This is a genomic window from Corynebacterium jeikeium, from assembly GCF_028609885.1.
In the GTDB taxonomy this organism is placed as follows: Bacteria; Actinomycetota; Actinomycetes; order Mycobacteriales; family Mycobacteriaceae; genus Corynebacterium; species Corynebacterium jeikeium.
The window spans coordinates 2,342,419-2,367,987 of the sequence record NZ_CP063195.1 but is presented as its reverse complement, the minus strand read 5'-3'; the positions used below and the strand labels follow the sequence as shown (position 1 = coordinate 2,367,987).

The window sequence follows — 25,569 nt, the reverse complement described above, 5'->3', positions numbered from 1 at the left end:
CAGCCCTAGCGAGCGCGCTTGGCTAGGCGCTCGGTGTCCGAGATGAGTACGGATTTGCCCTCCAGTCGGATCCACCCGCGGTGGGCGAACTCCGCCAGCGCCTTGTTCACGGTCTCACGGGAGGCGCCGACCAGCTGGGCGATCTCCTCCTGGGTCAGGTCGTGGTGCACGCGCAATGCGGTGCCCTCCTGGGTGCCGAAACGGTTCGCCAGCTGCAGCAGAGCCTTGGCTACGCGGCCGGGAACGTCCGTGAAAATCAGATCTGCCAGAGAATTATTGGTGCGGCGCAGGCGGCGGGCCAGCACGCGCAGCAGCTGCTCGGCGATCTCCGGGTGTTCGCTGATCCAGTTGTGCAGCATCGTGGAGTCCATCGTTGCTGCCTGCAACTCCGTCACGCAGACGGCGGATGAGGTGCGGGGACCAGGGTCGAAGATGGACAGCTCGCCGAACATGTCGGAAGGGCCCATGACAGTCAGCAGGTTCTCACGCCCATCTACCGAGTGGCGGGCGAGCTTCACCTTGCCGCTGATAATGATGTACAGTCGGTCGCCCGGCTCACCCTCGTCGAAGATGGTGGTGCCACGAGGAAATTTGACGGTATCCAGCTGCTCGATGAGGGTGCGGACTGCGTTGGGTTCAACACCCTGGAAAATGCCCGCCCTCGATAGTATTTCGGATACTTCTGCCATCCTTAGTTTCACTTCCGTTTCTGGCATCGCGGTGGCTCGGGTAACCACCTCACCTGTGTAGCGTACATCACGCCATATATGTATGGTTCGTCTCTTTTGTTAGATCATACCCAACTATGTCACAGCGCAATTCGGGGTGAAGGTACATTTGAAAATATTATTAGTTGTCGCTTTTGCTCGCAGAACTGCTTTTCGTCGAAGTGGAAGGTTCTATGACTCACCACACCGCCCCGTCCGCTCAACCCACCCTGCCGCGCATCGGCGCGCACATCGCTGCGAAGGGTGAGGAAACCCCGCTGGGCCGCAAGCGCCGTGCCCGCAAGATAAACCGAATGCTCGCGGAGGCATACCCGGACGCACACTGCGAGCTGGATTTTAGCAACCCACTTGAGCTACTGGTGGCCACCGTACTGTCCGCACAGTGCACCGATAAGCGCGTCAACGCCGTTACCCCTGCGCTGTTCCGGCGCTATCCCACCGCTGCCGACTACGCGGAGGCGAACATCGAGGATGTCGAACAGCTCATCAAGTCCACAGGCTTCTACCGCTCGAAGGCAAAAAGCATTGTGGGGCTTGGCCAAGCGATCGTGGAAAGGCACGGTGGCGAGGTGCCCGGCACGCTCGAGCAACTGGTGAAACTCCCCGGCGTGGGGCGAAAGACTGCAAATGTGGTGCTGGGAAACGCTTTCGGCGTGCCGGGCATCACCGTGGATACGCACTTGGGGCGCCTGGCCCGCCGGTGGAAGCTCACGGAACACGAAGACCCCGTGCAGGTCGAGCGCGACCTCATGGAGCTAATCGAGCGCAAGGAATGGACTCTGTACTCCCACCGGGCGATCTTCCACGGCCGACGAATCTGCCATTCGCGCCGGGCGGCCTGTGGAGCCTGCTTTTTGGCGCGTCAGTGCCCAAGCTTCGGGATGGCGGGGCCGGCTGACCCTGAGGTGGCGTCAACAATGATTAAGTCGGACGACCGCGACCACCTACTAGATATGGCGGGGTTCGAGGCAAGCAGCCAGGTAGACTGATTTCCTGTTATGTCTGCACCTGTCGAACACTCCGCCCGCACACGCGCGATCATCATCGCGGTCACGCTGGTTGTTGGCATTGCGATTCTTTGCGTGCCGCTGATTGCCGCGTTGCGCGATGATTCTGCGGATGACGCAGGTGCGCCCGCGTCTTCTATGGAGGAGGACGCCCCCTCGGCCCCAGCGGACGACGGGCCTGTCGAGGTTGCGAACGAGGTCCGCTGCCCGGCAGGCGAAGATGAAGGCGGGGGAGAGAGGGGGGCCGCCGTGAGCCCCGAGGCGGAGTTGAAGGACGTGCGCCTCCCGTGCCTGACAGAAGGTGGGACAGGGGGTGACACAGCCAAGTCACAGACCTCCCTGGCCGAACGTCTGGCTGGAAAGCCCACAGTCGTGAACGTCTGGGCATGGTGGTGCGCCCCCTGCCGTGAGGAACTGCCGGTGGTGCAGAAACTCGCCGAACAGCACCCCGAGTGGAATGTCGTGGGAGTTCACCTGGATGCCAAGGGGCAGGCCGGGGCGGACATGCTGCGCGACCTGGATGTGAATAAGCTGCCCAGCTTCCAGGATTCCAACCACATTTTCGACTCCGCGGCGAATCTACCGAAGGTGGTGCCACTGACTGTGGTTTACAACCCGGACGGCACCCGCGCGCACCTGTACGCGCAGACCTTCCACAGTGCCGAGGAAATGGAAAAGGCGGTGCAGGAGGTTCTATGACCAGCTCGAATTCGCAGCCGAACACCCACCTAGACCGGTGGCTCGCACGTATGCAAGAACAGCCAGAACTGCCTTCCAACCTGCCCGAATGGCTACACGACTTCGCCCGCGAGTGCCGCGAGGTGGACATCCACCAGTACCTCAACGACTCCGCCCGGATCGTGCCGGAGGTCGACGAGCATGGCCGCCCGCCCCGCTACTCGGCGGTGCTGATTCTTCTTTCTGGTGACGCCACCTTCTCCCGCCCTGCCAGCGCCACAGGCAGGCAGGCCATCCCCGCCGACGCAACCATGCTTCTGACCCACCGCACGCCAACCATGCGCAACCACAGCGGACAGGTGGCCTTTCCCGGCGGGCGTTTGGAGGAAGCCGACGCTGGGCCGGTGGAGACCGCCCTGCGGGAGGCCGAGGAGGAAACGGGGCTGAACCCGGACACGGTGGAGCCGTTTGCAGTACTGCAACCGATCTACATTGATCGTTCAAATTTTGCAGTGGTGCCAGTGGTGGCGTGGTGGCGTCAACCCCATGCGGTAAGCTGCCCTACAACCGAAAACGACTGGGTTGAGCCCTACCCCCTGGGCGAGCTGGTGAACCCGGAGCGACGCTTCGAGGTGGGCTTTGCCGGCTGGCGCGGACCGGCCTGGAACCTGCACATCGGCGAGGAAAACCCGCTGGTCCTATGGGGTTTCACCGGCGGGGTGATCAGCGCCCTGCTGCGCCGTGCAGGCTGGGAGGAACCCTGGTCCAGTGGCGGTGATAGCGGTGCAGACGGGCCGTGGAACCTTTTCGAGACGCTGGCCGGCTCCGCCAATGGCGAGGCGCTCGGCGAAATGCGGGAAGGGTTCCACAGAGCCAATGAGATGGGCAGAAACGGAGGCGCACCATGAGCGGAGCGACAGGGTCGGTGATCCTCGACATCGTGCTGGTTTTGGTGTGCCTCGGCGCAGCGATCTCCGGGTATCGGCAGGGCGGGTTTAGCGCCACACTGAGCTTCGTCGGAGTGGCTCTAGGCGGCTACCTGGGCGTGAAGCTGGTGCCGATCGCCGTGCACTTTGCGGAGGAGAAAGCCCCAGATAGCTACAGCGCGCGGTTTTTTGCGGCACTTCTCACCGTGACGCTCGTGGTGGTGATCTGTTACGCCATCGGCTCCGGCATAGGCGCGAAACTGCGGGATAACATCCGCACTCGGGAAGCCTTGCGGGCGGACTCCGCCGTTGGCTCCGTCGTGCAGGTCTTTACAACGCTGCTGATCGTGTGGCTGATCCTCGTGCCAATCGCCACCGGAAACGTCGGCGGCTTCGGCAAGTCCATCAAGGGCAGCAAGATCCTCAGTGCCGTGGGCAGCGCCGCCCCCGTGTGGTTCAAACAACTGCCGGCGCAGACCTCGCAGCTGATCAACGACTCGGGCTTCCCGATGATCGCCGACCCGATGGAGAATCTGCCTGCTGCGGAGGTTGATCCGCCGGATAATGCCCTGATGCGATCCCCGGCGGTGCAGAACACCCGCGACAGTGTGCTGCGCGTGGTGGGGCAGGCGGAGCAGTGCAGCCGCATGCTGCAGGGCACCGGCTGGGTGGTTGCCGAGGATACGGTGATGACCAACGCCCACGTGGTGGCCGGAACCAACCAGGTAACGCTGATGACAAAGGATGGCCCGCGCGAGGCTCGGGTGGTGTATTACAACCCGCAGGTGGACATCGCGCTGCTCCGTAGCGAAAACCTCCCCTTAGTGCCGATGAAATGGGCCGATGGAGTGGGGCAGCAAGGGCAGGACGCGATCGTTATGGGCTACCCCAACGGCGGGCCATTTAAAGCCACTCCGGCGCGTATCCGTGAGAAGTTCGTGGTCAGTGGGCCGAACATCTATGCAGATGCTCGAGTGGAGCGTGAGGCGTACTCGCTGCGCGGCTCCGTGGTGCAGGGTAACTCCGGTGGCCCGCTGATCGACAAGGACGGCCACGTGCTGGGGGTCGTATTCGGTGCCGACGTTAACGAGAAGGACACTGGTTACGCGCTGACCAGGGAAGAGGTCATGAAGCACGTCGGGGACGTGACCGCCCACCAGGGCAGCCCGGCGACGGGTGCTTGCGTGGCGGATTAGCGACTTAAGCGCGCAGGTGCTCGCGGAGTAGCTCCGCGACGCACGGCGGATCCTCCACGTGCGGGTAGTGGCCCACGCCGTAAAGCACCTTGTGCTCGGCGGTATCGGCCTTCCGGGCGGACTTCTGCGCCAGGGATTCGTCGTAGATCGGATCCATGTTGCCGTCCACCGCTAAAAGCGGCACAGGTGTGGTCGCAGGGAAGGTCCGCTCGAAGCGCATTGCTTCGGGACGGAAGCGGCTACGGAAAGGCCAGCGCAGGTACTCGCAGGAAAGATGCGCCACCTTATCTACCTGCATTGCCTCGCGGCGGAGTGTGGCGCTGCGGAAGTAGGCGTCCGTATCCCTAAAACCCGGGGCCACACCTGCCCTAAAGATCTTTTCGGCCGCTGCGGCGTTATCGGCTAGCAGTTTGCGCTCCGGAAGGCGCGGTAGCTGGGCCGACAGTAGACGGCGCGCGAAGTGCGGCTGAGAGAATGGCTGGGCTAGGATCCTGCGGAAACGCAGTAGCGGATTGATCGCGGAAAGGGTGACGAAGCTGCGAACCCGCTCCGGGTTGTGAGCCACCAGAGTCCAGGCGACCATGCCTCCAAAACCGTGGCCAACGACGGTGGCGGTCGTGTGACCCAGGCCGCGGATAACCCCGGCCATATCGCTGGCGGCGGTGGTGAGGTCGTATCCGCGCGGGGTTTTATCCGAACGGCCATAGCCCCGAAGATCCACGGCGGCCAGGCGCAGGTCCTCGCCCGCGAGCTCCCGCATCAGCGGGTGCCAGTCGAAAGCTCCGCCGCCGAAACCGTGGATGAGAAGCACCAATGGCGCGTTGCGGGGGCCTTGAACGTCCACGCGAAGACGCACACCCCGCGAATGCACGAAAGTGGCATGCGGGGTGTGCGGATCTGCGGCGTGAGAATCTTCGAATGTCATCTCAATTCATCCTCAAGTTATCTTGAGGCGCACGGGGGATTTAGGTGTACATTCCCGGGCGGCGCGCGGAGGAAGAGTTCTTGCCCTTCTGCGGGATCACGGTCTTCAGCTCACCGACGGACTCGATGGTCTTCTCCGGCTTCTTCACGCCCTTGACCTGCTTCAGGCCAACCAGAGCCAGGATGGCAACCAGAACCAGCATGAACAGGAAGACGACCAGGAAGGCCGCCCAACGCCACATGAAGGTATCCAATGCCTCGGCGATGGTAAAGAAGAGGAAGAAGGAGCTGTAGGCCAGGATGATGGCGGCAGCGCCGAACAGGCCCACGCCGATGCCGGCCTTCTTGGCGGAAGTAGCGATCTCGGTCTTTGCCAGCTCGACCTCGGAACGAACCAGGGAGGAAACCTGCGCAGAGGCATCCTTCACCAGGTCACTGATGCTGGCCTGACCCTTGGCATGGGTATCAACATCCGACAGCGGAATAGCGTTAACCTTCGGGTTAAAGCTATCGCGGTCGGTGAACATGCCATCGTGATCGTTGTTGCTCACTGTTAAAACTCCTGGGGGTTACACCTAATTGACTCCCCCTAGTTTGCCAGACCACGGGGAAGATTGCGCGCGCGGGTGCATTATTGTCTTAAATATGTCTGACAATTCTGCGCAAGACCCACTCGCTGGACTGGCTGAACTACCCGGAGTGCCGGAGGCTGTGACCCAAGCCAACGACCACCTGGCGCGTCTGCACCGCCACCCCGCCAACCTGCGCGGCTGGGATGTCACGGGTGCAGAATCGGTGCTGCGCGGCGCCCGTGCCTCGGCGCAGTTGGACGGTGGCTCCCCGCGCTTGCCGGAGGATGGCCAGGTGGAGGACCCAATCCTGGCCGGAGCGCTGCGTGCTGCGGAGCTGCTGGCGCCGGACGGTGTGACGGAAACGGTGACCACCTGGCGGCGCGCACCGCTGCAGATCATCGCGCGCATCAACTCGGTTGCTAGCCCGCAGATGTCCGACCCGGCATTTCGGCAGAAGGCTGCGGGGGATGCGGAGTTTCTGGTGCCGGGGCGCCCGCGCCGCTCCACGGATGCGCGCCTGCAGCTGCTGGGCAAGTTCATTACTGGTGGCACTAAGGTGAACGCGACGGTGTTGTCTGCGGTGATCCACGGCGAGTTGCTGACGTTGCAGCCTTTTGCGGACGCCACCGGCGTGACGGCCCGCGCTTGCTCCCGACTGGCGACCATCGCCACCGGCTTGGATCCACGTGGGCTGGGTGTGCCGGAGGTCTGGTGGAACCGTCGGCGCGACGAGTACCAGGCGAAGGCCGAGGGGTTTGCTAGTGGCACCCCGGAGGGCGTGGCCGAGTGGATTGTTTTCCACGCCACGGGCCTGTCCGAGGGCTCGCTGGAGGGCAAGTCGATCGCGGACGCGAAATAGAAGTTGTCGCTAGGCTGCGCTAGGCCTCGTCTGAGCCTTCCGCGCGTCCGCGCCACCACATCGCCAGGCCGGTGGCGGCAATGCCAAGCAGAGCCAGGGTGGCGCCGGCGCCGGCGATAACCGCTGCCTGTGGAAATAGTGGTTCCGGGCGGACGAATTGGCGGATCGGCCATTCGGCCTCTGTAGCCTGCTTCTTCAGGGGGCGGTCCGGGTTCACCGCAACCGGATTGCCCACCAGCTTTAGCATGGGGATGTCTGTGGCGGCGTCAGAATAAGCGTAGCTTCGCTCCAGGTCGTATCCGTGTTTGCGGGCGAGCTCTAGGATCCGCTCGACCTTTGCATGCCCCTTGTTGAAGTGCGTGACGGCGCCGGTGAAGCGCCCATCTTTTTCCTCCAGTTCAGTGGCGAAGAGGTGGTCCACGCCGAGTTCCTTGGCGATGGGCTGCACCATGACGGAGGCTGAGGCGGTCACGATGGCGATGCGGTGGCCCATCTTGCGATGCCATTCGATCAGTTCGCGCGCCTCGGCGTAGATGAATGGGGTGATGACCTCCTGCAGGGCCTCTTGGGCGACCTGGCGCAGGGGTTCGGATTCGCGGTCCTTGATGATCCTGGTCAGGGCTTCTTTAGTGGATTCCAGGTTGCCCTCGGAATGGGTGGAGAGCATGTAGTTGCCCAGCATCGCCATCATCTTCAGCACTTCACCGGTATTCAGCAGGCCGCGTTCGGCCATGGGGCGGCGGTAGGCCAGGGATGCCGACGTGTCGATGATGGTCTTATCGAGGTCGAAAATGGCCAAAACTCGCTCTGCGCCCTGTGCGCGGGGTGGGTCCTGGTGGTGAGTCACATGCGTCATTCTAGTAACATTGCGCTACTTATGTCACTCTAATCTTTTTTCGTTTCGGGTTATTCACAGGGTCTAGGCCCTTTTTTATGACGCCAACCCGACTTTTCCACAGCTAAAAAATCAGGGGTACTTTTGCAAGCCCGCAGCTGGGAGCCTTTGGTGCATGGGCGCAGGGCATTCAGCAAAGCAGAGCAAGGCAGCAGCCAAGAAGGCAAGAACAGCAGCAAAGAAGAAGCTGCAGGAGCGAACGGCACAGCTCCGACCGGTGATCGTGGACATCGCTGATCCGCTGTGGAACAACGAGGCGCGCATGGTCGTGGCGGTGACCCGCAGACCGATGATTATGCATGACGGCACGGAAGAGTTCGAAGCGAACCTCCTCCGCGAGCTGGAACGGAAAGAGGGGTTTACCTGCCAGAACTCAGCGATCGTGCTGAGTGATAGGGAGAGCGAGCTGACCTGCCACCGGCTGGTGCGGGCGATCCGCGTGGATCAGCTGGAGCCCTCCCTGGATGCCGGTGGAGCGATGGTCTTAGCGGAGATGATCGGGACAAACGACGCGGTACGCATCGCGGTGAGCTCAGCGGTCGGCGGGGCAGGGTCCAGCCTGTTTGCGGCACAACTGGCCTACTACATGTCCTGCGAGGGAAGGCCTGCGGTGTTGGTGGATGCTGACCCGCACTCCTGCGGCCTGGACTTGGTTCTGGGCAAGGAACGGCGGCCGGGGCTCACCCGCAACCAGATCCCTGCCGACTGCGACTTTGACCAACTGCGCAGTCACCTTCTGATGTTGGGCTTCGACAGCGCGGGCGGCAAGAAGATCAGCGCGGATGGTGGAGCTGTTCCCGTGATCTACGCAGACCGCTATCCAACATTCGGTGCACCCAGCGGGGGCAGGGGGCTGGATGTGGGCCAACTAGCCGGTTTAATGCATGCGGATGACCTGGTGGTGGACTGCGGGCGCAGCCTGCCAGTGGCCGATAGTGCGAGCGCAGGATGGCAGGAGCAATGGGGCGAGGGGGAGCCTGATGTGCACATCCTGGTAGCACCCCTAACCATCCAAGGGGCGACTGCTGCCAGCGCGCTACGGAACCGAATGCTGGAGAACGACCGAACCAAGCCGCTGATTGTATTGCGGGAAGTTCCCGGTGCTTCCACCTCTGTGGCCGTCGCCGCGATGATGATGGACGAGGTTCCGGTGGCGGTGATTCGCCACGACGACCAGTGCACTGCCGCCCTGGATCGAGGCGAGGCCGAGTACTGGATTGAAAGCTCGCTGAAGCACGACCGCGCCCGCGGGCCGGTGCGCGAGGTGTGGGAGAAAATCCAGCACATCGTCGGCAACTGCGCGCTGCCTATCGCGAGCTAGGGGATAGACGGGACGGGGGAGACGCAGGTGGCGTCACGAAGAAAAAAGAGCAAGAACAACCAGCCGGAACCGGAGCGCGGACTACTGGCAATAGTGCGCGACGACCTGGCCGAACAGGGGATTAGCAGGCCGGACGAGCACGACCTTTCGCGCAGCTTGCACCTGATCGGGAAGGCGAGTGTGGAGAACGTGCGGACTCTACAGAGGGAATTCAGTGGGCTGGGGCCGCTTGCCGGACCTCTACAGGATTCGCAGGTGACGGACGTTGTGCTCAATGGGGATGGCAGCGTATGGGCGGATCGGGGCGAAGGTATGCAGCCAATAGACGGGGTGCAGATCGATACGGAGGCGGCGCGTGACCTAGCGGTGCGGATGGCCACACTGTGCGGGGAGCGGCTGGACGAAGCTCGGCCCTTCGCAGACGGGGTGCTGCGGGAGCTGCCTCCGGACGTGTCGGCGCAGGCGATCCGTGTGCACACTCTGCTAGCTCCGCCGGCAGCGGGCGGCAGCTGCATTAGCCTGCGAGCAATTAGGGGGCAAAAGAACTCCTTGGATGCGCTGGTACAAGGCGGCCTGGCCAGTGAAGAGATGGCGGGCGTGCTGCGGCGGATTGTGCGGGCACGGCGGAACATTCTGATTAGCGGCGGGACGGGCGCGGGGAAGACCACCCTGCTGGCTGCGCTGTTGGCGGAGGTTGCCTACGACCAGCGGCTGCTCGTGGTGGAGGACACCCCGGAATTACTGATAGACCATCCGCACGTAGTGGCATTGGCTACCCGCGAGGGCAATGCGGAGGGGGCGGGTGCGATCTCCATGACGACGCTGGTGAAGCAGAGTCTGCGCATGCGTCCCGATCGCATCGTGGTGGGCGAGATCCGAGGCCCCGAAGTGGCGGACCTGCTGGTTGCCCTGAATACAGGGCACGCGGGCAGTGCGGGCACCATCCACGCAAACGACCCAGCGAGTGTGCCGGGGAGGCTGGAGGCACTGGGTGCGATGGCCGGGCTGGATCGGATTGCCCTGACCCGCCAGGTGATCGACGGCATAGACGTGGTGTTGCACGTTTCCCGAACGGAGCGGGGGCGACGGCTGACGCACATCGGGCGGCTGGTCGGCGACGAGCGGGCGCACATCGAGATTCTGTGGCATTGGCGCGATGGTGCCCGCGGGGGATTCGAGGAGTTCTGCGATGAGCTGGGCTGAAGGGAGGGGAGAATCATGATTCCGGTACTGGCGGTGGTGGCGGCCGCGTTGATGGTGGCCTTCACCCTCAAGATTGTGGTGGGGCGGATGATGAAAACCCGTCGGCAGATGAAAACCCTGGCCGAGGTGCGCGATGTTGTGGATGCCATCGCCCGCGAGGTAGCCGCAGGCGCCCGCCCACTGGAGGCCGTTGAGCACGCCGCCGAAGGGTTAAATTCTGAAACTCTGCGCCACCAGTTGGATGTCGCTTGTGTGAGAGTGCGTCTAGGTGCCGCGCCGGGCGCAGGGGCTGCTGGTGCCGCACCGGGCAGTGACGCCCCTAGCTTCCTTGCCCACCTATTCCATATTTGGGGCATTTCCCGCCGCCACGGCGTGGGGCTGGCGACGCTGGCTCGGGCGCACGTGACGGACATTGATGCGCAGTTGGCGCACATCTCCAAATCCACATCCGCGACAGCAGGGGCACGGCTGACCGTTACTGTGCTGCTGGCATTGCCGGTCGGCGCGGTGGCATTAGGGCAGAGTAGCGGGCTGGGCACGCTGACCTTTCTGCTGACGAATGTACTGGGAGTACTGCTTTTCCTGGTAGGCGTGGGCCTGGTATGTGCCGGCACCCTGTGGACGGAGCATCTAAGCGAATCGTTGACTACATCACCGCTGGGTGGAGTGGGTGTGCGGGCTGGACCTGCCGGCTCCACACTCATGGGTCCGCTGGACGCGGCCCGCGCCCTCGATGTCTCCGCAGCTGCGTTGCGTTCCGGAAAGGCACTGCTGCCAGCCTGGGACGTGGGGGTGGGTCAGCTAATCCAGAATGGTGAACACGATGGGGAGGGGGAACTCGGCCGCGCCATGGCGCTGCTGAACCTCGGTGGGGGACAGGATGCTTGGCTTACGCTGGCCGATCATCCCCTCCTTGGCCCCATCGCCCGCCAAGCGGCGCAGCAAACCCGCGCCGGAACATCGCTTGCCGATGGAATGCATCAACAGGCCGAACACCTCCGCCGAGTTGCCGCAGACAAAGCAACCGCCGGAGCTGAAAAGGTGCTGATTGCCTTGGCGGCGCCACTGACCCTCTGCTTTCTCCCGGCCTTCGTCTTCGTCGGCTTGATACCGCTGGCCATCGGAATGGCCTCGCTCTAAGGGCTATGGGTACCGACGCAGAGGGAGGGGCACTCCCGGGGAAAGCAGTTCACAGTGGTTCACACGGACATCTGACATCTATCGAACTCAACTCACTCGACATGGCGGTGCGTTTGTTGTGTCGCCAGGAAGGACATTGATCATGACCACTCCAACCATGACCGCTCCACTTACCCCCACGCCAACCGCTCTTCCATCGGCCGTGATGCCGGTGCAGGTCAAGGCCGCGCCGGTCAAGACGGATCCGAGCACGGGAATCTCAGAAGAAACACATTCTGAACTGCACCCTATCGCTCGTTGGTGGAACCAGATTATCGGTGCTATCTATAGTCGCTACACCGATGAACGCGGCATGTCCACTATTGAATATGCCCTCGGTTGCGTGGCGGCAGCTGCTCTCGGAGCACTGCTGTACACCGTCGTAACCTCGGACACCGTGGAACAGGCGCTGAGCGGAATCTTCGAGAAGGCACTGAACACGAAGTAGCCCGAAAAGGCTCTTGGTCGGCCTCCGGTCCCCCACCACGCCCCCGTGTGTCTGAACTCTTCAAGGGGTCGGGCGCGCGAGGGCGTCACCAAAAAACTGCACACCACGACCTACACAGAAGTACACAAGAATCTTTAACCGGGAACGAACATGAACACAGTCGAAGGCGCCATCGTCCTGTCCGCCATAACGCTCGTCGCTGGTGGATCCGCCGCGGGATTGGTCACCATGTCGCAGGCCGCCACGGCGCAATCACTGGCACGGACCGTGGCCCGGGCCGAAGCGCGCGGCGGCGATGGGGTTGCGCTCGCCAGGCAGATTGACGCCACCGCGGCCGTCTACACCTCCCGCGAAGGTAGTGCGGAATCGCCACTTGTGCGGGTGAAGGTCACCAAGGACGGGGCGCTGTTCGACGTTCACGGCGAGGCTGTCACGTTGGTGGAGCCGGACGGGGAATAGAGGGGATTGAGTTAGATGACGGGGGGTGAAAGATGAGCACCGTCTATGGGGCGATGATCACGCTCGGCGTCCTGTCGGTGGTTTCCCTGTTGGCTATCGGCAGCGCCATGCTGGGTCACAAGGAGCAGGCCAGCACGGCCGCGGACCTGGCTGCGCTATCGGCGGCGATGGTTGTGCAGACGGGCGAGGGCGAGCCGTGCGATACGGCGCGAAGCATCGCCGGCGCCAACGGTGCCGACGTGGAAAGCTGCGAGGTCAACGGGGAGTTCGTGACGGTGGACGTGACCACCCGCATGGGCTCCAACTCGCGCATCCTCCCGCAGAAGGCGCAGGCCATCGCCGGGCCCGCGGAGTAGTCAGACGCCGCTCTGTGAGGGGGTGAAGTGTGCCGCGCGAAGGCGGGGCTTGCGCGGGCTAAGCGTTGCGGAACAGGTCAGCCAAAAACGGGGTGGAGTGCACCTGCGAGGCAGGGACGGTCCCGCCGTGGTCGGTGGGGTACCAGTGAACCTCTACCCGCTGGTTGCGGCTACGCATATCCCCGATGAATTGGTTGATCCACATGTCCGTGTTCAAAATGATGCCGATAGGGGTGGGAACGTCCATGTCCATGAGACCGTGCCCCAGGAAAACCGGCTTATCGTAGCCGGTCGCAGGAGTTTGCATGAACGCGCGCAGCGCGGGTTCCAGGCCCGGCACCTCGCGGAGTGGTTTGGAAAACGCCCGCGCGACATTGGTGCCCTTCACTGCCGCCGAAAGCTCCGGATAACAAGAATCCTCGGCGGCCTTCACCATGCGCTTACCCTCGTCGGTCAGAGCGGAATCGACATCGACGTTCGGGTTGGCTTCCCGGAACGCTGCAACGATATACATCGCGTAAGTGTTCAGCCCGGCGGGCAAAGGCACAGGTGGGAAGGTCGGGCTGCCCGCCAACACGATCTCTTCAACATAGGCTGGCGCGCCCGTGGCTACCGTGCCCAGGAAGTTCAGATTCGCCTGCTGGCTCCGCTCCGTGGCTCGCAGAGCGACGTGCAAGGCCGCTCCGCCGCCCTGGGACTGGCCAATAACCGCCCAGTTGCGGGAGAGCTTCTGGCCCCCCTGCTTCACTGCAGGCAGGTCCTGTGCGGCGATCACGGAGTCCACCACGTTAGCTGCGGTGGACTTGCCGTTGAGGTAGCTCATGAGCCCCTCGGTGCCCATGCCCGCATAGTCACTGGCGACGATCGCATAACCCTGGTTGAGCCAATGGTTCAGATAATCCTGATCCCGCTGGGAGCGCGGATTCATAGATGGGGTGCACTGATCCGCCAGGCCCACCGTCCCATGTGCCCACGCCAGCACCGGCCAACCGCCAGCCGGAGCCTTGCCCTTCGGGAAGAACACGGCACCGGTGGAAGGCGCCACTGCCCCATGCTGGTTGGTGGTCGAGTAGCTGAAACGGAACTGCTGGCCAGCAGCGGTCAAACCTACAGACGGATCGAGAGGGACCGTGTTCATTAGCGCCCCTGCCTTAGCGGGAACCGCGCCGATCTGTAGCCCACTATCCACCGGTTTGCCGGCGAACGGAGCTGGAGTGCGCATCGGCTCGCCGCGGTTGACCAACGCGGCAGCGCTCGACTGCGGTCCGGAAGGCGTTGGCGCAGAGGAGGCCACACCCGACGGCGCTGACCCCGACGGCGCTACGGACTGGGCGGTAGCCACCCCGCCCATCCCGGACAACGCAACCAAGGACATCGTGGCGGCGACACTCGCCCTAAAACCCCGCCGGAACCCAGTGTGATTATTCCCAGAAAAAGCCTTCATGGGGGAAAGTATATTCTCGGGCAAGCTGCGATGTGGGCGTCCCAAAGAAAAACAGTGAACTAACCCGCCGCCCCGGCCAGCGTTTGCAACAACAACACCGCACCCGCCTTGAACAGTGGATCATTGCCGTTTCCACACTTTGGCGACTGCACGCAAGACGGGCAGCCGGACTCACACTCGCAGGTCTCCACGGTCTCGGCGGTAGCGGCCATCCACTCGGCAAATCGTGCAAAGCCCTGCTCGGCGAAGCCCGCGCCGCCGGCATAGCCGTCGTACACGAACACCGTCGGCAGACCCGTATCCGCATGCAAAGCGGTAGAAACACCACCGATATCCCAGCGGTCGCACGTCGCAATCAGCGGCAATAGCCCAATCGCCGCATGTTCCGCGGCATGCAACGTCCCCGGCCACGTCGGCTCCGGCAACCCCAGATCCAGCAGCACATCCGGGTCCACGGTGTAGGCCACCGCGCGGGTGCGCAGCGATTCCGGCGGCACGTCCAGCGGCACGGTCTCCAGGATCTCGCCGCCTGGCAGGCGCTTTCGATAACCGCTGACGGTGTGCGAAACCTCCACGTCCACATCCGCCAGCCACACCCCGTCGCAGACCTTGCGCGTCCCCCGGGTGCGCCGCACCGCAATGTCGGTATCGCGGATCACCTGGGTGGTGTACTCCGGGAACTCCGGCCGCACCCACGCCACGGATTCCTCCAGGTCCAGCAGTTGCACCACGAACGTCTCGCCCTGGTGCATATACACCGCCCCGGTGTGCACGTCCGACGTCGCGCGCGACTGATCCACCGTGCCCAGCAGTCGGCCGGAATCGGCCTCCACAATCGCCACCTGGGCCGCCGCCCCGCCGCGAATCGAGACCTGCGAATGCACCTGCTCCGCCACTTTCAGGTCTGCGAAAATGCCTCGCGGCCTGCGCTTCAGTGCGCCCTGGCGCAGCAGGTGCTCCACCACCCGCTCCGCACCCCAGTGCGTAATCTCCGTCTCGGACAGGGGTTTTTCCGCCGCCGCGCACACCACATGGTCGGCCAGTACGTAGGGGTTCGTCGGGTCGAACACCGTGTTCTCCACCGGCCGGTCCAGCAAAGCCTCCGGGTGGTGCAGCAGGTACGTATCCATCGGGTCATCTGCGCCGACCAGCACCACCAGTGCACCCTGGCCGCGCCTGCCCGCACGCCCGGCCTGCTGCCTAAAGCTGGCGATCGTGCCGGGGAAGCCGCTGGTCACCACCACGTCCAGCCCGCCGACGTCGATGCCCAGCTCCAGGGCGTTCGTCGAGGCAATACCCAGCAGTTCGCCATTGTCGAAGCGACGCTCCAGCTCGCGGCGATCCTCCGGGGTGTAGCCCGCGCGATAGGCCGCCACCCGCACCGCATCCGCGCTGCGCCCCATCGCCGACAGCTTCTCCGCGGCGGCGACGGAAACCACTTCCGCCCCGCGCCGGGAGCGCACGAAAGTCAGCGTCCGCGCGCCCTGGGCGATTGCCAACCCCATCACGTCCGCAGCCTCGGAATTCGCCGCCCGCCGAACCGGGGCGCCGTTTTCGCCTTCCATATCTGGCAGGAATCCGGGCTCCCACAGCGCGACGGTCCGTTCTCCCGCGGGCGCCCCGTCCTGCGTCACCGCCACCACGTCTGACCGCCCCGTCAGTCGGCGTGCGTGCGCCGCCGGATCCACGCTGGTCGCGGATGCGAGCACGATCGTCGGGGCCGTCCCACACAGCCGCAGAAGCCTGCGCAGCACCATCGCTACGTGCGCGCCGAACACCCCGCGATATACGTGGCATTCGTCGATCACCACGTAGCGCAGCGTGCGCAGCAGTCGGCTCCACGACTGCGGATTCCCCAGGATCGAGGCATGCAACATGTCCGGGTTCGTCACGATCACCCGCGCCTGGTCGCGGATCACCCGCCGCGTCTCGGGTGGAGTGTCGCCGTCGTAGGTGGCCACCATGATGTCGTTCAGGTTCGCCGCGCCCGCGCACATTCGCGCCAGCGCCGCCCGCTGGTCCTGCGCCAGTGCCTTCGTCGGTGCAATATAAAGGGCCGTCGAGGTGCTCGCCGCAGCCAGGTCGCTCAAGGCTGCTAGCTGGTAGCCGAGGCTCTTTCCGGACGCCGTGCCGGTGGCAACCACCACATCCCGCCCCGCATGTGCGTGGTTCGCGGTCTCCACCTGGTGCGACCACGGTGTGGAAATTCCCTGTTCATGCAGGTATTCCACCAAGGTTTCATCGGCCCAGTCCGGCCATTGCGCCGTCTGCGATGGGCGGGCGGGAATGGTGTGTGTATGGGTGACGGTGGAGCGCGGAAACTCGGGCGTCAGATCGGCCAGAAGTTCCTCGCCGAAAGACGGTGCCGTGCCGCCGGGCGTGGAGGCTGGGGTAGGGGGCGTGGAGTCGGACATTAACGTTAGTTCTAGACCCCATTAGGGGGTGGATACAAGTTATTGTCCTGCAGAATCCAAGCTCGTCTGAATGTTTAACCCGCAACGTGGCAGACTGTCGAGTGGTTATTAAAATCCTCGGAACTTTTCCGCTCGCCTCGGCGTGAGGTGGGGTCTCGTTGGGTTTTGGGCCGATTGGGTTGGAAACGAAGTATCTTCCGGCCTCGGCGTGTGGTGGTCGCAGATGACTTGCGCCGGACATATTCAACAAGATAGGTAGAAATTCATGGCACAGGGAACCGTCAAGTGGTTCAACGCGGAGAAGGGCTTTGGCTTCATCGCCCCAGACGACGGGTCTTCCGACGTCTTCGTCCACTACTCTGAGATCCAGGGCAGCGGCTTCCGCACTCTCGAGGAGAACCAGAAGGTCGAGTTCGAGATCGGTGAGGGCGCCAAGGGTCCGCAGGCTCAGAACGTCACGGCTCTTTAAACCCACAGGGTTTTGCAAGCCCCCGCCCGCGGTGCATCTCGCGCCCGGGCCGGGGGCTTCGCCGATTAAGGCCGCTCCTACCCCGGTTACATAGGAATTGCATAAACCGCGTAGTGTCGCTTAGAAATGCGTAAGTGGCCCCTGCGGTATACCCATTGCAACAAACCCATTGCAACAAACCTGTATAAACAATGGCACCCGGCAAACTTTAGATTTTGAAGGATGTGTGAAATCAACCGATGGCAAACGATGACGTCAAGCGTCTAGTGATCGTTGAGTCGGCGACGAAGGCTAAGAAGATCGCCCCGATCCTGGGGCCGAACTACATCGTCGAGGCTTCCGTCGGGCACATCCGTGACCTCCCCCGGGGCGCGGCAGACGTACCGGCCAAGTATAAGAAGGAGCCGTGGGCGCGTCTGGGCGTCAACGTCGATAAAGATTTCGAGGCGCTCTACGTCGTCAGCCCGGACAAGAAGAAGAAGGTCTCCGACCTTAAGGCCAAGCTGAAGCAGGTCGATGAACTGTACCTGGCGACAGACCCCGACCGTGAGGGTGAGGCTATTGCGTGGCACCTGCTTGAGGTGCTGAAGCCGAAGGTGCCGGTACGCCGCATGGTGTTCCACGAGATTACGAAGAACGCCATCCTTGAGGCTGCACAGAATACGCGCGAGCTCGATTACGACCTGGTCGATGCACAGGAATCCCGCCGTGTGCTGGACCGACTGTATGGTTACGAGGTCTCCCCGGTGCTGTGGAAGAAGGTTATGCCGCGCCTGTCCGCCGGCCGCGTGCAGTCCGTCGCCACCCGCGTGATCGTGGAGCGCGAGCGCGAGCGCATGAAGTTCGTCGCCGCCGAGTACTGGGACCTGAGCGCCACCTTCGGCGTGGTAGACGCTGTTTCTTCTTCTCTTGATGACGCCGCCCCGGACTCCTTCGAAGCACGGCTGGCAACGGTCGCTGGCAAGCGCGTGGCTCAGGGCCGTGACTTTGGCGACGACGGCAAGCTGAAGGCCAGTGCAAAGGAAACATTCGTCCTGGACGGGGCGAAAGCGAAGTCCCTGGCCGATGGGCTGCAGGGGCAGGAGTTCACCGTCACCGCGGTGGAGGAAAAGCCCTACACCCGCCGCCCGTATCCGCCGTTTATGACCTCCACCCTGCAGCAGGAGGCTGGCCGCAAGCTCCGCTTTACCTCGGAGCGCACGATGCGTATTGCGCAGCGCCTGTACGAAAACGGCCACATTACTTATATGCGTACCGACTCGACCACTCTGTCGACCGCTGGTATCGAGGCCGCCCGCAAGCAGGCCAAGGAGCTTTATGGTGCGAAGTTCGTGGCCGATGGTCCGCGCCAGTACTCCCGCAAGGTGAAGAACTCGCAGGAGGCTCACGAGGCGATCCGCCCGGCGGGCGAGACCTTCCAGACCCCCGGCCAGCTGAGCAATCAGCTGGATGCCGAGGAGTTCAAGCTCTACGAGCTGATCTGGCAGCGCACCGTGGCCTCTCAGATGGCCGACGCGAAGGGTCAGTCCATGAAGCTCACCGTCGCCGGTGACGCCAAGTCGGGAGAGACCTGCGAATTCACCGCGACCGGCCGCACCCTGACCTTCCCGGGCTTTTTGAAGGCATACGTGGAGGTCAGCCGCACCGCCGACGGCCGCGACGTGGCCGATAACGCGGAGAAGCGCCTGCCCCAGCTGACCAAGGGCGACGAGCTGAACGCACGCGACGTGGCCGCCGATGGGCACTCGACGAACCCGCCGGCCCGCTACACCGAGGCCTCGCTGGTGAAGAAGATGGAGGAGATGGGCATTGGCCGCCCGTCGACCTACGCTTCCATCATCCGCACGATCCAGGACCGCGGCTACGTGCTGCCGCGCGGCAACGCGCTGGTGCCCTCGTGGGTGGCCTTCGCAGTCATTGGCCTGCTGGAGCAGAACTTCGGGGCGCTGGTGGACTACGATTTCACCTCCGCGATGGAGGACGAGCTGGATGCCATCGCCGCGGGTAATGAGGACCGTGTGAACTGGCTGAAGGGCTTCTACTTCGGCGATAGCTCCCGTCCGGAGGCCCCGGGCGCGGTGGTGCCCCGCCTGGGTGGCTTGAAGCACATCGTGGGCGACAACCTGGAGCAGATCGATGCCCGCCGGGTGAACTCCCTGCACATCTTCGACGATGAGAACGGCGTGCCAATCGTCGTCCGCGTGGGCCGCTACGGCCCCTACCTGGAGCGCATCAAGCCGGTACCGGCAGGGGCGCCGGAGGGTACCGAGCCGGAGGTGCAGCGCGCCAACCTGCCGGAATCCATGACCCCGGACGGGCTGACCCTGGAGGTTGCCGAGAAGCTTTTCGCCACCCCGCAGGGTGGCCGAGAGCTGGGCACCAACCCGGCTAACGGGCGAACCATCGTCGCCCGCGAGGGACGCTACGGTCCTTACGTCACTGAGGTGCTCGGCGAGGACGAGGAATCCCGAGTGGCCGAGGAGGCCGTGAAGGTCTGGGAGGCCGAGCGCGACGAGCAGGATCGCGAGCGCGAGGCAGAGGGCAAGAAGCCGCTGAGTCGCGAGACCAAGACCGCGCAGGCGCAGAAGGAAAAGCGCGTCAAGCAGATCGTCGAGGAGACGCTGAAGCCCAAGACCGCCAGCCTGTTCAGCGGCATGGAGCCAGCCAGCGTGACGCTGGAGGAGGCTTTGAAGCTCATGAGTCTGCCGCGCGAGGTGGGCGTCGATCCGAGTGACAACGAGGTGATCACCGCCCAGAACGGTCGCTACGGCCCCTACCTAAAGAAGGGCAAGGATTCCCGCTCGCTGGCCAACGAGGAGCAGATCTTCACGATCACCCTCGACGAGGCCCGCCGCATTTACGCTGAGCCGAAGCGCCGCGGTCGTGCAGCCGCGCAGCCGCCGCTGAAGCAGCTGGGTGATAACGACGTGTCCGGCAAGCCGATGTCCGTCAAGGACGGTCGCTTCGGCGCGTATGTCACGGATGGCACCACCAACGCCTCCCTGCGCAAGGGCGATACTCCGGAGACGATGACTGACGCCCGCGCGAACGAGCTGCTGTCGGAGCGGCGCGCCAAGCAGGCAGCCGAGGGGTCGGCACCTGCGAAGTCGAGCCGCAAGGCAGCGAAGAAGTCGGCTAAGAAGACGACCAAGAAGGCCGCAAAGAAGTCGACGAAGAAGACCGCCAAGAAGCCGCCGACGCTGACGAAGCGCACGGTGAAGAAGTCTCGTTAATTCGCCCTTACTTTTGGGTGGGAACTGATACGTTCATAAACATGAGTCAGCTCCCGAACTTCACTGTCGTCACTCTGGCCCCGAACCTCCCAGGTCCCGTTGCCGCCAAGCGTCTGCAAGAGCTCGGCGGCACCGTCATCAAGGTCGAAGGCCCCGGCAAGGCTGCCGACCCCATGCGCATGTACTGCGAGCCCTACTATCAGCACCTGGTGGAGGGCCAGGAGGTGCGCAGCATCGACCTGAAGCAGGAATCCGGCCTGCAGGAACTGCATGAACTGCTAGCCAAGGCAGACCTACTGCTCACGAGCTCTCGTCCGGCTTCTCTGCAACGCCTGGGGCTCGGCTGGGAAGACCTCCACGCACGCTACCCGTCCTTGGCCCAGGTGGCGATCGTCGGCCACTCCGGCGAACACGTCGACGTAGCCGGCCACGACCTAACCTATGAAGCGCACGCGGGCACCCTTTCCTTCAACGGCGATGAGCCCGTCATGCCCGTGGTGCCTATCGCCGACCTGGCGGGCGCGGAACGCGCCGTCTCGCAGGCGCTGGCGGCCCTGTGGCAGGCAAGCGCCACCGGCCAGGGCAGCTACCACGAGGTCGCCCTGGCGGACATGGCCACGGAGTTCGCCACGCCCGCCCGCTTCCGCCTGACCGGACCGGATACCCTGCTGGGCGGCCTGCTGCCGGGCTACGGCCTCTACCAGGCCGAGTGCGAAGGCTGGGTGGCTATCGCCGCGTTGGAACCGCACTTCTTCGTCGGCCTCATCGAGGCGCTGCACGAAGAAGGCTTGCTGCCGGAGGGCACCACGGCCGAGCAGCTGCAATCCAAGGGGATCACCGCAGAGCAGCTGGCCGCGGCAGTGGGGCAGAAGACGGCGGCGTGGTGGGACGAGGTGGCGTCGAAAAGAAACCTCCCCATCGCCGCAGTACGGCGCGGGGCCTAAGCCTCGGAACGGTCGGCCAGGGTCGCGCGGATGGGGCGGGCGATCTGCGTCATCTCGCGGCGGCCGCGCAGCTCCACGGATTTCATCATGGTCCAGCGGGCCTGCTCGGCCTCGTTGGCCGCGCGCAGGGTCGCGGCACTGGTCAGGACCTGACCGGGGGTTTTCTTCGCCAGGTCCGTCAGTCGGGCGGCCTGGTTTACAGCATCGCCGATGACGGTGTACTCGAAGCGATCCTTCGCGCCGATGTGGCCCGCGACGACGGAACCGGCGGCCACGCCAACTCCCGCGGCGAACTCCAGCCCCTGCAGTTTCGCCTTTAGCTCGCGGGCGGCAGCCAGAGCGTGGCCGGCCACATCGTCCAGCGGCAGAGGCGCACCGAACACGGCCAGCGCGGCATCGCCCTCGAACTTGTTGATGATGCCCTTGTTGGCGTGCACGACCTCCACCACGCGGTCGAAGAACTCGTTGAGGGCCTTCACCACGTGCTGCGGTTCCTTCTCCGTGGCAAACCCGGTGGAGCCGATCACGTCCACGAAGAGCACGGCTACGTGCCGGGTTTCGCCGCCCAGCTCCGGCTTTTCCTCCAGCGCGCGGCGGGCGACCTCGGTGCCGACGTAGCGGCCAAAGAGGTCCGAGACCCGCTGGCGCTCCTGCAACCCGCGCATCATCTCGTTAAAGCCGGCCTGCAGCACGCCGATCTCCGAGGAATCGTAGATCCGCACGTCGGTGTTCACCTTGCCACGACGCACGCGGTTGATGGCGTATTGCAGCTCGCGGATCGGGTCAGCCACGGCCATGGAGAACAACATGGTGCCCATGAAGCCGGTCAGCAGGGTAGTCAGCGCCAACGCAAGCATCGCCGGGATGATGCCGCCGGAGTCTTCTGGATAGAACTCGGTGGCCGCAGCGAACAGCAGCAGCACCATGCCCAGCACGGGCACGGCGGAGGTCAGCGCCCACGTCGTCATTAGGCGGTGCGAAAGGGGGGAGAGCCGAGAGTGATCCGGCGCGCCCTTGGCCAGCGCCTTTGCAGCGACTGGGCGCACCAGGCGCTCGGCCTCCATGTACGTCATCAGGCTCACCATCATGCCGCCGAGCGTGGCCGTCACGCCGACGGTTATGCCCCACTCGGTGCTATGCCTCCAGGCCACGACGGTGAACAGCACCACCCCGATGCCCCACAGCACGATGCCTGTGACGGTCTGCAGCAAGGGAATGCGCAGCACCAGGTCGCGCACCATGTTCGGGTCATAGGCTTGCGGTGTGCGCTGCCAGCGCAGCACGGGGGCGAAGAAGTACAACGTCATCGCGATGCCGGCGACCACGGCCACCCCGAAGTAGATGAGGTACAGCGAGGCGATGGTGGTATCCGGGCTAGTCAGCTCACGCGCGGCAGGCAGGGGGATGAAGAAGCGCAGGAACGTCGCCACGGCGGTTGCGCCGATGACGTTCGTGGCCAGAACGGTTGCTGCGTACAGGGGCCAGGAGGTTCCCCAGGCCCACGAGAGGTAGCGCAGCAGTTGTTTCATGCCCTTCAGATTAACCCACGCCGCCCCGCGCCGGGTGCGTCTGCCCTGTCCTCGTCGATAGCTACACTGAGTAACCATGACGGAAACCACGCCGGCCACTACAACGGCCACCACTCCGGCCGCCGCCGAAGACGCGCCAGGGGTTTTCGGGCGCATCACCGCGGAATCTGTCCGCCGCCCGCTGCAGAGGGCCGTGGAGGATCCGCAAGCGATGACCCACTCGTGGCTGTTTACCGGTCCGCCCGGCTCGGGGCGTTCCATCGCGGCGAAGGTCTTCGCCACCGCTTTGGTGTGCCCGCACGGTGGCTGCGGCGAGTGCGAGCAGTGCCGTAGCGCCGCCGCGGGCACGCACCCGGACATTCTTTGGGTATCTACCACAGGCGTGGTGCTGACGGTCGACGAGATCCGCGGCGCCATTCACGAAGCCGCAAACATGCCCACCGTCGCCCGCTGGCGCGTGGTGGTTGTGGAGGATGCCGACCGCCTAAACGATGCCGCCGCCAACGCCTTGCTGAAATCCGTCGAGGAGCCGCCCGCCCGCACCGTCTTCCTGCTGTGCGCGCCCTCGACCGACCCCTCGGACATTGCGATCACCCTGCGGTCGCGCTGCCGCCATGTGTACGTGCCCACTCCGTCGCCGGCGGCGGTTAAGGGGGTCTTGCTTAGTGACGCCACCTTGGGGCTCAACGAAACCCAAGCCCAATGGGCCGCTGACGTCTCGGCCGGACACATTGGAAGGGCCCGTCACCTGGCCAGCGACGAGGCCGCCCGCACCAAACGCGCCACCGCGCTGAAGCTGCCACAGTTGGTATATGAGCCCAATGCGCTATTCCGTTTCACTTCCGAGCTGGTGAAGAAAGCCGAGGAAGAAGCCGCCAGCGAGCTGGAAAAGCTAGATCAGCGGGAGCGTGAGGAGCTGGAGAGCAGCCTTGGCGTGGGCGCGAAAGGCAAGGGTGCTGCAAAGGCCCAGCGGGGGGCGTCCGGAAGAATGAAAGAGCTAGAAAAAGAGCAGAAGAACCGGCGCACCAGAAGAACGCGCGACTCGCTTGACCTGGCGCTGATCGACATTGCCGGGCTGTACCGCGACGCGATGCTGCAGGCCGCGGGCGCGGTGGATGGCGATGGCGTGCCGGTCGGCGGCCACCAACACCCGGACATGGCGGCGACGTCGAAGGAACTGGCGCGGCGTAATAGTGCGTCGGCTCTGGTGAGCTGCATAGATGCGGTGATGGAATGCCGCGAGGTGCTGGGGTACAACGTGCGGCCTGAGGTGGCGCTGGATGCGATGGCGGGGCGCCTACAGCAGTGCTGTGGGGTGGCCTAGCGAGTATCCGGGCTAACCCCAGGTGGCGTTTTGGTGCTCAGGGTTTGCGTCGGCTAGGATAACGCTTCGTACTTAATGTACGCGCCGCTTTAGCTCAGTCGGCAGAGCGTTTCACTCGTAATGAAAAGGTCGCGAGTTCGATTCTCGCAAGCGGCTCCACTGTCATGAGTCGCGACATAGTTGACACTTCAGTCGCGATACTCATTTCGTTCAACCCCCACCTTGACCCGGCAGTCGTTGTAGAACTCACCATAACCGGCGATGGCATCTTCCAGTTCCTGGTTGGTGTTCCGCATCCTCCCATAAAACATATTGTTTTCATCGGACCAAAGAGTCCTTCACAAGCTGCATTGTCAGGGCTGTATCCTTTTTCGACATCGACCGGGTAATCCCTAACAGCGATCGAAGCGGTCAGTACGTGTCATTGAAGCATGCCAGCTTTAACTGAGTCCGGGACCCGGCTAAGTGTAGGGACAGTCAACGACCTCTACAAAGCGTAACTAAACCCAGAGCATTTCAAGGCTTTGTTTTTTCGGCGGATGCTGGTGGGGGCAGCTTATCGAACAGGTGCGGGTAGCGTTTTTGCATGGCTGCAGACAGGGAAGGGTCCGTTAGGAGGTGGGTTAGTTGGGTCAGAATGTCTTGCGGGTGCGCGCTTGGAGCGTTCTTGAGCGTAGTTCTAATGCCTTCGTGAAATTCTCTCTTGAGGTTGGTGATAGCAGTAGTCATTTCACGGCCCGCGGGGGTGAGGGCGTGGAGGGTTATTCTTTTATCTTCAGCAGATTGAGACGTCATTGTGAGTCTTTTCTCTGCGAGGGTAGCGAGGAGTCGACTAGGGCTGCCTGATTCACAAATGAGGTAATCGCCGACTTCTCGTGTGCTCATGGGGCCATATGTGCCGATGATTTCGATGGCTTCGGCTTGAGAGTTAGTGAGTTCAAGTTGTGAGAACAAAGCGTTGAGCTGGCGATTCCCCTGGCGTTGAAGGGCGAGGATGAGATAGCGGAATTCTTCGGGGTGGTCAGCAATGATGTTATTCATGAGGGAAGGTGTTATGGGTTGCGTTCAGTGTATGAGTGAGTCGGGTCAGGCGCTTGTGGGGGACGAGTGAGGCTTCGTGGTCACCGATGATGGCGGCGAGGACACCGTGCTGGTTGATGGTGTGGGCGACCGTCGTGCCGCGAGGATCTGGGGTGAGGGTGAAGGTGGATTCTTCGGTGAGCCCCGGGATCTCAATATGAAACGTGATGACGTCAGGGGAGGGTTGCGTGTAGGTTAACTTTCCTTTCAGGAGGCTACGGACGGTCACGGAATGCGCACCGTCGGAATCTTCTGGCCCGATATTGCTGAAGGCAGGGTTCCATGTGGAGAGATTGCTGATGTCGAGCAGGATTTTTCTAATCATAGACGGATCATGCTCAAGAGTAATAACCGCGGAATTTTGAGTCTTTAATGACATTG

25 protein-coding genes and 1 tRNA gene are annotated in these 25,569 nt (G+C 63.5%); 17 read left to right on the top strand and 9 right to left on the bottom strand.

Features of this window, described 5'->3' with window-relative positions:
* Window positions 1-5 precede the first annotated feature (5 nt).
* Complete coding sequence (gene glxR, locus CJEIK_RS10630) at window positions 6-689, bottom strand: CRP-like cAMP-activated global transcriptional regulator GlxR (RefSeq protein ID WP_011274255.1); 684 nt, start codon at window positions 687-689, stop codon at window positions 6-8.
* Between the two features lie 212 nt (window positions 690-901).
* Here glxR and nth point away from each other — a divergent pair, with 212 nt between their 5' ends.
* From nth to CJEIK_RS10610, 4 genes are read left to right on the top strand one after another with little or no spacing between them, the layout of a single operon-like run.
* The gene (gene nth, locus CJEIK_RS10625) at window positions 902-1,717 is read left to right on the top strand and encodes an endonuclease III (RefSeq protein ID WP_005292267.1); all 816 of its coding nucleotides are present in this window, start codon (window positions 902-904) and stop codon (window positions 1,715-1,717) included.
* A gap of 9 nt (window positions 1,718-1,726) precedes the next feature.
* Window positions 1,727-2,434, top strand: a complete 708-nt coding sequence (locus CJEIK_RS10620) for a TlpA family protein disulfide reductase (RefSeq protein ID WP_005292265.1) — start codon at window positions 1,727-1,729, stop codon at window positions 2,432-2,434.
* Complete coding sequence (locus CJEIK_RS10615) at window positions 2,431-3,321, top strand: NUDIX hydrolase (protein ID WP_005292263.1); 891 nt, start codon at window positions 2,431-2,433, stop codon at window positions 3,319-3,321. Before CJEIK_RS10620 ends, CJEIK_RS10615 begins: the two co-directional genes overlap by 4 nt.
* Complete coding sequence (locus CJEIK_RS10610; protein ID WP_005292261.1) at window positions 3,318-4,535, top strand: MarP family serine protease; 1,218 nt, start codon at window positions 3,318-3,320, stop codon at window positions 4,533-4,535. Before CJEIK_RS10615 ends, CJEIK_RS10610 begins: the two co-directional genes overlap by 4 nt.
* Before the next feature lie 4 nt (window positions 4,536-4,539).
* Here CJEIK_RS10610 and CJEIK_RS10605 read toward each other — a convergent pair whose 3' ends face one another.
* Window positions 4,540-5,460 (bottom strand): alpha/beta fold hydrolase, encoded by a 921-nt coding sequence (locus CJEIK_RS10605; RefSeq protein WP_005292260.1) that lies wholly within the window; start codon window positions 5,458-5,460, stop codon window positions 4,540-4,542.
* Window positions 5,461-5,500: 40 nt separating this feature from the next.
* Entirely contained in the window at window positions 5,501-5,986 is a 486-nt protein-coding gene (locus CJEIK_RS10600; protein ID WP_005292258.1) for a phage holin family protein, read from the bottom strand.
* Between the two features lie 118 nt (window positions 5,987-6,104).
* Between CJEIK_RS10600 and CJEIK_RS10595 the strand changes: the two genes are divergently transcribed.
* Window positions 6,105-6,890, top strand: coding sequence for a Fic family protein (locus CJEIK_RS10595; protein WP_005292256.1), 786 nt, complete (start codon window positions 6,105-6,107; stop codon window positions 6,888-6,890).
* A gap of 19 nt (window positions 6,891-6,909) precedes the next feature.
* Here CJEIK_RS10595 and CJEIK_RS10590 read toward each other — a convergent pair whose 3' ends face one another.
* On the bottom strand, window positions 6,910-7,746 hold the full coding sequence (locus CJEIK_RS10590; RefSeq protein WP_005292255.1) for an HAD family hydrolase: 837 nt from the start codon (window positions 7,744-7,746) through the stop codon (window positions 6,910-6,912).
* 154 nt (window positions 7,747-7,900) lie between these two features.
* Here CJEIK_RS10590 and CJEIK_RS10585 point away from each other — a divergent pair, with 154 nt between their 5' ends.
* From CJEIK_RS10585 to CJEIK_RS10560, 6 genes are all read left to right on the top strand, one after another.
* Window positions 7,901-9,106 carry a CpaE-like family protein gene (locus CJEIK_RS10585; RefSeq protein ID WP_005292253.1) on the top strand — a complete coding sequence of 402 codons (1,206 nt, stop codon included), beginning with the start codon at window positions 7,901-7,903 and terminating at the stop codon, window positions 9,104-9,106.
* A gap of 27 nt (window positions 9,107-9,133) precedes the next feature.
* Entirely contained in the window at window positions 9,134-10,309 is a 1,176-nt protein-coding gene (locus CJEIK_RS10580) for a TadA family conjugal transfer-associated ATPase (protein WP_081345141.1), read from the top strand.
* 15 nt (window positions 10,310-10,324) lie between these two features.
* Complete coding sequence (locus CJEIK_RS10575) at window positions 10,325-11,449, top strand: type II secretion system F family protein (protein ID WP_005292249.1); 1,125 nt, start codon at window positions 10,325-10,327, stop codon at window positions 11,447-11,449.
* Between the two features lie 142 nt (window positions 11,450-11,591).
* A complete protein-coding gene (locus CJEIK_RS11390) occupies window positions 11,592-11,936 on the top strand; it encodes a DUF4244 domain-containing protein (RefSeq protein ID WP_111711881.1) in 345 nt (114 codons plus the stop codon).
* Window positions 11,937-12,086: 150 nt separating this feature from the next.
* A complete protein-coding gene (locus tag CJEIK_RS10565) occupies window positions 12,087-12,395 on the top strand; it encodes a hypothetical protein (protein WP_005292246.1) in 309 nt (102 codons plus the stop codon).
* Between the two features lie 32 nt (window positions 12,396-12,427).
* Entirely contained in the window at window positions 12,428-12,751 is a 324-nt protein-coding gene (locus CJEIK_RS10560) for an Rv3654c family TadE-like protein (protein WP_005292244.1), read from the top strand.
* Window positions 12,752-12,809: 58 nt separating this feature from the next.
* On the opposite strand, the gene CJEIK_RS10555 is transcribed toward CJEIK_RS10560, so the two are convergent.
* Entirely contained in the window at window positions 12,810-14,045 is a 1,236-nt protein-coding gene (locus CJEIK_RS10555) for an alpha/beta hydrolase (RefSeq protein ID WP_415538519.1), read from the bottom strand.
* Here CJEIK_RS10555 and CJEIK_RS10550 point away from each other — a divergent pair.
* On the top strand, window positions 13,945-14,172 hold the full coding sequence (locus CJEIK_RS10550; RefSeq protein WP_237746459.1) for a hypothetical protein: 228 nt from the start codon (window positions 13,945-13,947) through the stop codon (window positions 14,170-14,172). The genes CJEIK_RS10555 and CJEIK_RS10550 overlap by 101 nt on opposite strands.
* 82 nt (window positions 14,173-14,254) lie before the next feature.
* On the opposite strand, the gene CJEIK_RS10545 is transcribed toward CJEIK_RS10550, so the two are convergent.
* A complete protein-coding gene (locus tag CJEIK_RS10545) occupies window positions 14,255-16,609 on the bottom strand; it encodes a DEAD/DEAH box helicase (RefSeq protein ID WP_005292240.1) in 2,355 nt (784 codons plus the stop codon).
* Window positions 16,610-16,874: 265 nt separating this feature from the next.
* On the opposite strand from CJEIK_RS10545, the gene cspE reads away from it, so the two are divergent.
* The 3 genes from cspE to CJEIK_RS10530 all read left to right on the top strand — a co-directional run bounded on the left by cspE (window position 16,875) and on the right by CJEIK_RS10530 (window position 21,255).
* Entirely contained in the window at window positions 16,875-17,078 is a 204-nt protein-coding gene (gene cspE / locus CJEIK_RS10540) for a transcription antiterminator/RNA stability regulator CspE (protein ID WP_005292238.1), read from the top strand.
* Between the two features lie 239 nt (window positions 17,079-17,317).
* Complete coding sequence (gene topA, locus CJEIK_RS10535; protein ID WP_005292236.1) at window positions 17,318-20,311, top strand: type I DNA topoisomerase; 2,994 nt, start codon at window positions 17,318-17,320, stop codon at window positions 20,309-20,311.
* A 41-nt stretch (window positions 20,312-20,352) separates the two neighbouring features.
* Window positions 20,353-21,255 (top strand): CoA transferase, encoded by a 903-nt coding sequence (locus tag CJEIK_RS10530; RefSeq protein ID WP_005292234.1) that lies wholly within the window; start codon window positions 20,353-20,355, stop codon window positions 21,253-21,255.
* Here CJEIK_RS10530 and CJEIK_RS10525 read toward each other — a convergent pair.
* Complete coding sequence (locus CJEIK_RS10525; protein WP_005292231.1) at window positions 21,252-22,784, bottom strand: adenylate/guanylate cyclase domain-containing protein; 1,533 nt, start codon at window positions 22,782-22,784, stop codon at window positions 21,252-21,254. The genes CJEIK_RS10530 and CJEIK_RS10525 overlap by 4 nt on opposite strands.
* A gap of 76 nt (window positions 22,785-22,860) precedes the next feature.
* On the opposite strand from CJEIK_RS10525, the gene CJEIK_RS10520 reads away from it, so the two are divergent.
* Entirely contained in the window at window positions 22,861-24,108 is a 1,248-nt protein-coding gene (locus CJEIK_RS10520) for a DNA polymerase III subunit delta' (RefSeq protein ID WP_005292229.1), read from the top strand.
* A gap of 83 nt (window positions 24,109-24,191) precedes the next feature.
* Window positions 24,192-24,267: transfer RNA gene (locus CJEIK_RS10515), tRNA-Thr, on the top strand.
* Window positions 24,268-24,624: 357 nt separating this feature from the next.
* Here the strand turns inward: CJEIK_RS10515 and CJEIK_RS10510 are convergent.
* Complete coding sequence (locus CJEIK_RS10510) at window positions 24,625-25,149, bottom strand: MarR family winged helix-turn-helix transcriptional regulator (protein ID WP_005292225.1); 525 nt, start codon at window positions 25,147-25,149, stop codon at window positions 24,625-24,627.
* A complete protein-coding gene (locus tag CJEIK_RS10505) occupies window positions 25,142-25,567 on the bottom strand; it encodes an SRPBCC family protein (protein WP_034964214.1) in 426 nt (141 codons plus the stop codon). The genes CJEIK_RS10510 and CJEIK_RS10505 overlap by 8 nt, the downstream gene beginning before the upstream one ends.
* Window positions 25,568-25,569: the final 2 nt, after the last annotated feature.

Bases quoted from the DNA above. Each gene is read 5' to 3' on its own strand.
- glxR (WP_011274255.1), bottom strand. From the start codon at position 689: ATGGCAGAAGTATCCGAAATACTATCGAGGGCGGGCATTTTCCAGGGT.
- nth (WP_005292267.1), top strand. From the start codon at position 902: ATGACTCACCACACCGCCCCGTCCGCTCAACCCACCCTGCCGCGCATC.
- CJEIK_RS10620 (WP_005292265.1), top strand. From the start codon at position 1,727: ATGTCTGCACCTGTCGAACACTCCGCCCGCACACGCGCGATCATCATC.
- CJEIK_RS10615 (WP_005292263.1), top strand. From the start codon at position 2,431: ATGACCAGCTCGAATTCGCAGCCGAACACCCACCTAGACCGGTGGCTC.
- CJEIK_RS10610 (WP_005292261.1), top strand. From the start codon at position 3,318: ATGAGCGGAGCGACAGGGTCGGTGATCCTCGACATCGTGCTGGTTTTG.
- CJEIK_RS10605 (WP_005292260.1), bottom strand. From the start codon at position 5,460: ATGACATTCGAAGATTCTCACGCCGCAGATCCGCACACCCCGCATGCC.
- CJEIK_RS10600 (WP_005292258.1), bottom strand. From the start codon at position 5,986: ATGTTCACCGACCGCGATAGCTTTAACCCGAAGGTTAACGCTATTCCG.
- CJEIK_RS10595 (WP_005292256.1), top strand. From the start codon at position 6,105: ATGTCTGACAATTCTGCGCAAGACCCACTCGCTGGACTGGCTGAACTA.
- CJEIK_RS10590 (WP_005292255.1), bottom strand. From the start codon at position 7,746: ATGACGCATGTGACTCACCACCAGGACCCACCCCGCGCACAGGGCGCA.
- CJEIK_RS10585 (WP_005292253.1), top strand. From the start codon at position 7,901: ATGGGCGCAGGGCATTCAGCAAAGCAGAGCAAGGCAGCAGCCAAGAAG.
- CJEIK_RS10575 (WP_005292249.1), top strand. From the start codon at position 10,325: ATGATTCCGGTACTGGCGGTGGTGGCGGCCGCGTTGATGGTGGCCTTC.
- CJEIK_RS11390 (WP_111711881.1), top strand. From the start codon at position 11,592: ATGACCACTCCAACCATGACCGCTCCACTTACCCCCACGCCAACCGCT.
- CJEIK_RS10565 (WP_005292246.1), top strand. From the start codon at position 12,087: ATGAACACAGTCGAAGGCGCCATCGTCCTGTCCGCCATAACGCTCGTC.
- CJEIK_RS10560 (WP_005292244.1), top strand. From the start codon at position 12,428: ATGAGCACCGTCTATGGGGCGATGATCACGCTCGGCGTCCTGTCGGTG.
- CJEIK_RS10545 (WP_005292240.1), bottom strand. From the start codon at position 16,609: ATGTCCGACTCCACGCCCCCTACCCCAGCCTCCACGCCCGGCGGCACG.
- cspE (WP_005292238.1), top strand. From the start codon at position 16,875: ATGGCACAGGGAACCGTCAAGTGGTTCAACGCGGAGAAGGGCTTTGGC.
- topA (WP_005292236.1), top strand. From the start codon at position 17,318: ATGGCAAACGATGACGTCAAGCGTCTAGTGATCGTTGAGTCGGCGACG.
- CJEIK_RS10530 (WP_005292234.1), top strand. From the start codon at position 20,353: ATGAGTCAGCTCCCGAACTTCACTGTCGTCACTCTGGCCCCGAACCTC.
- CJEIK_RS10525 (WP_005292231.1), bottom strand. From the start codon at position 22,784: ATGAAACAACTGCTGCGCTACCTCTCGTGGGCCTGGGGAACCTCCTGG.
- CJEIK_RS10520 (WP_005292229.1), top strand. From the start codon at position 22,861: ATGACGGAAACCACGCCGGCCACTACAACGGCCACCACTCCGGCCGCC.
- CJEIK_RS10510 (WP_005292225.1), bottom strand. From the start codon at position 25,149: ATGAATAACATCATTGCTGACCACCCCGAAGAATTCCGCTATCTCATC.
- CJEIK_RS10505 (WP_034964214.1), bottom strand. From the start codon at position 25,567: ATGTCATTAAAGACTCAAAATTCCGCGGTTATTACTCTTGAGCATGAT.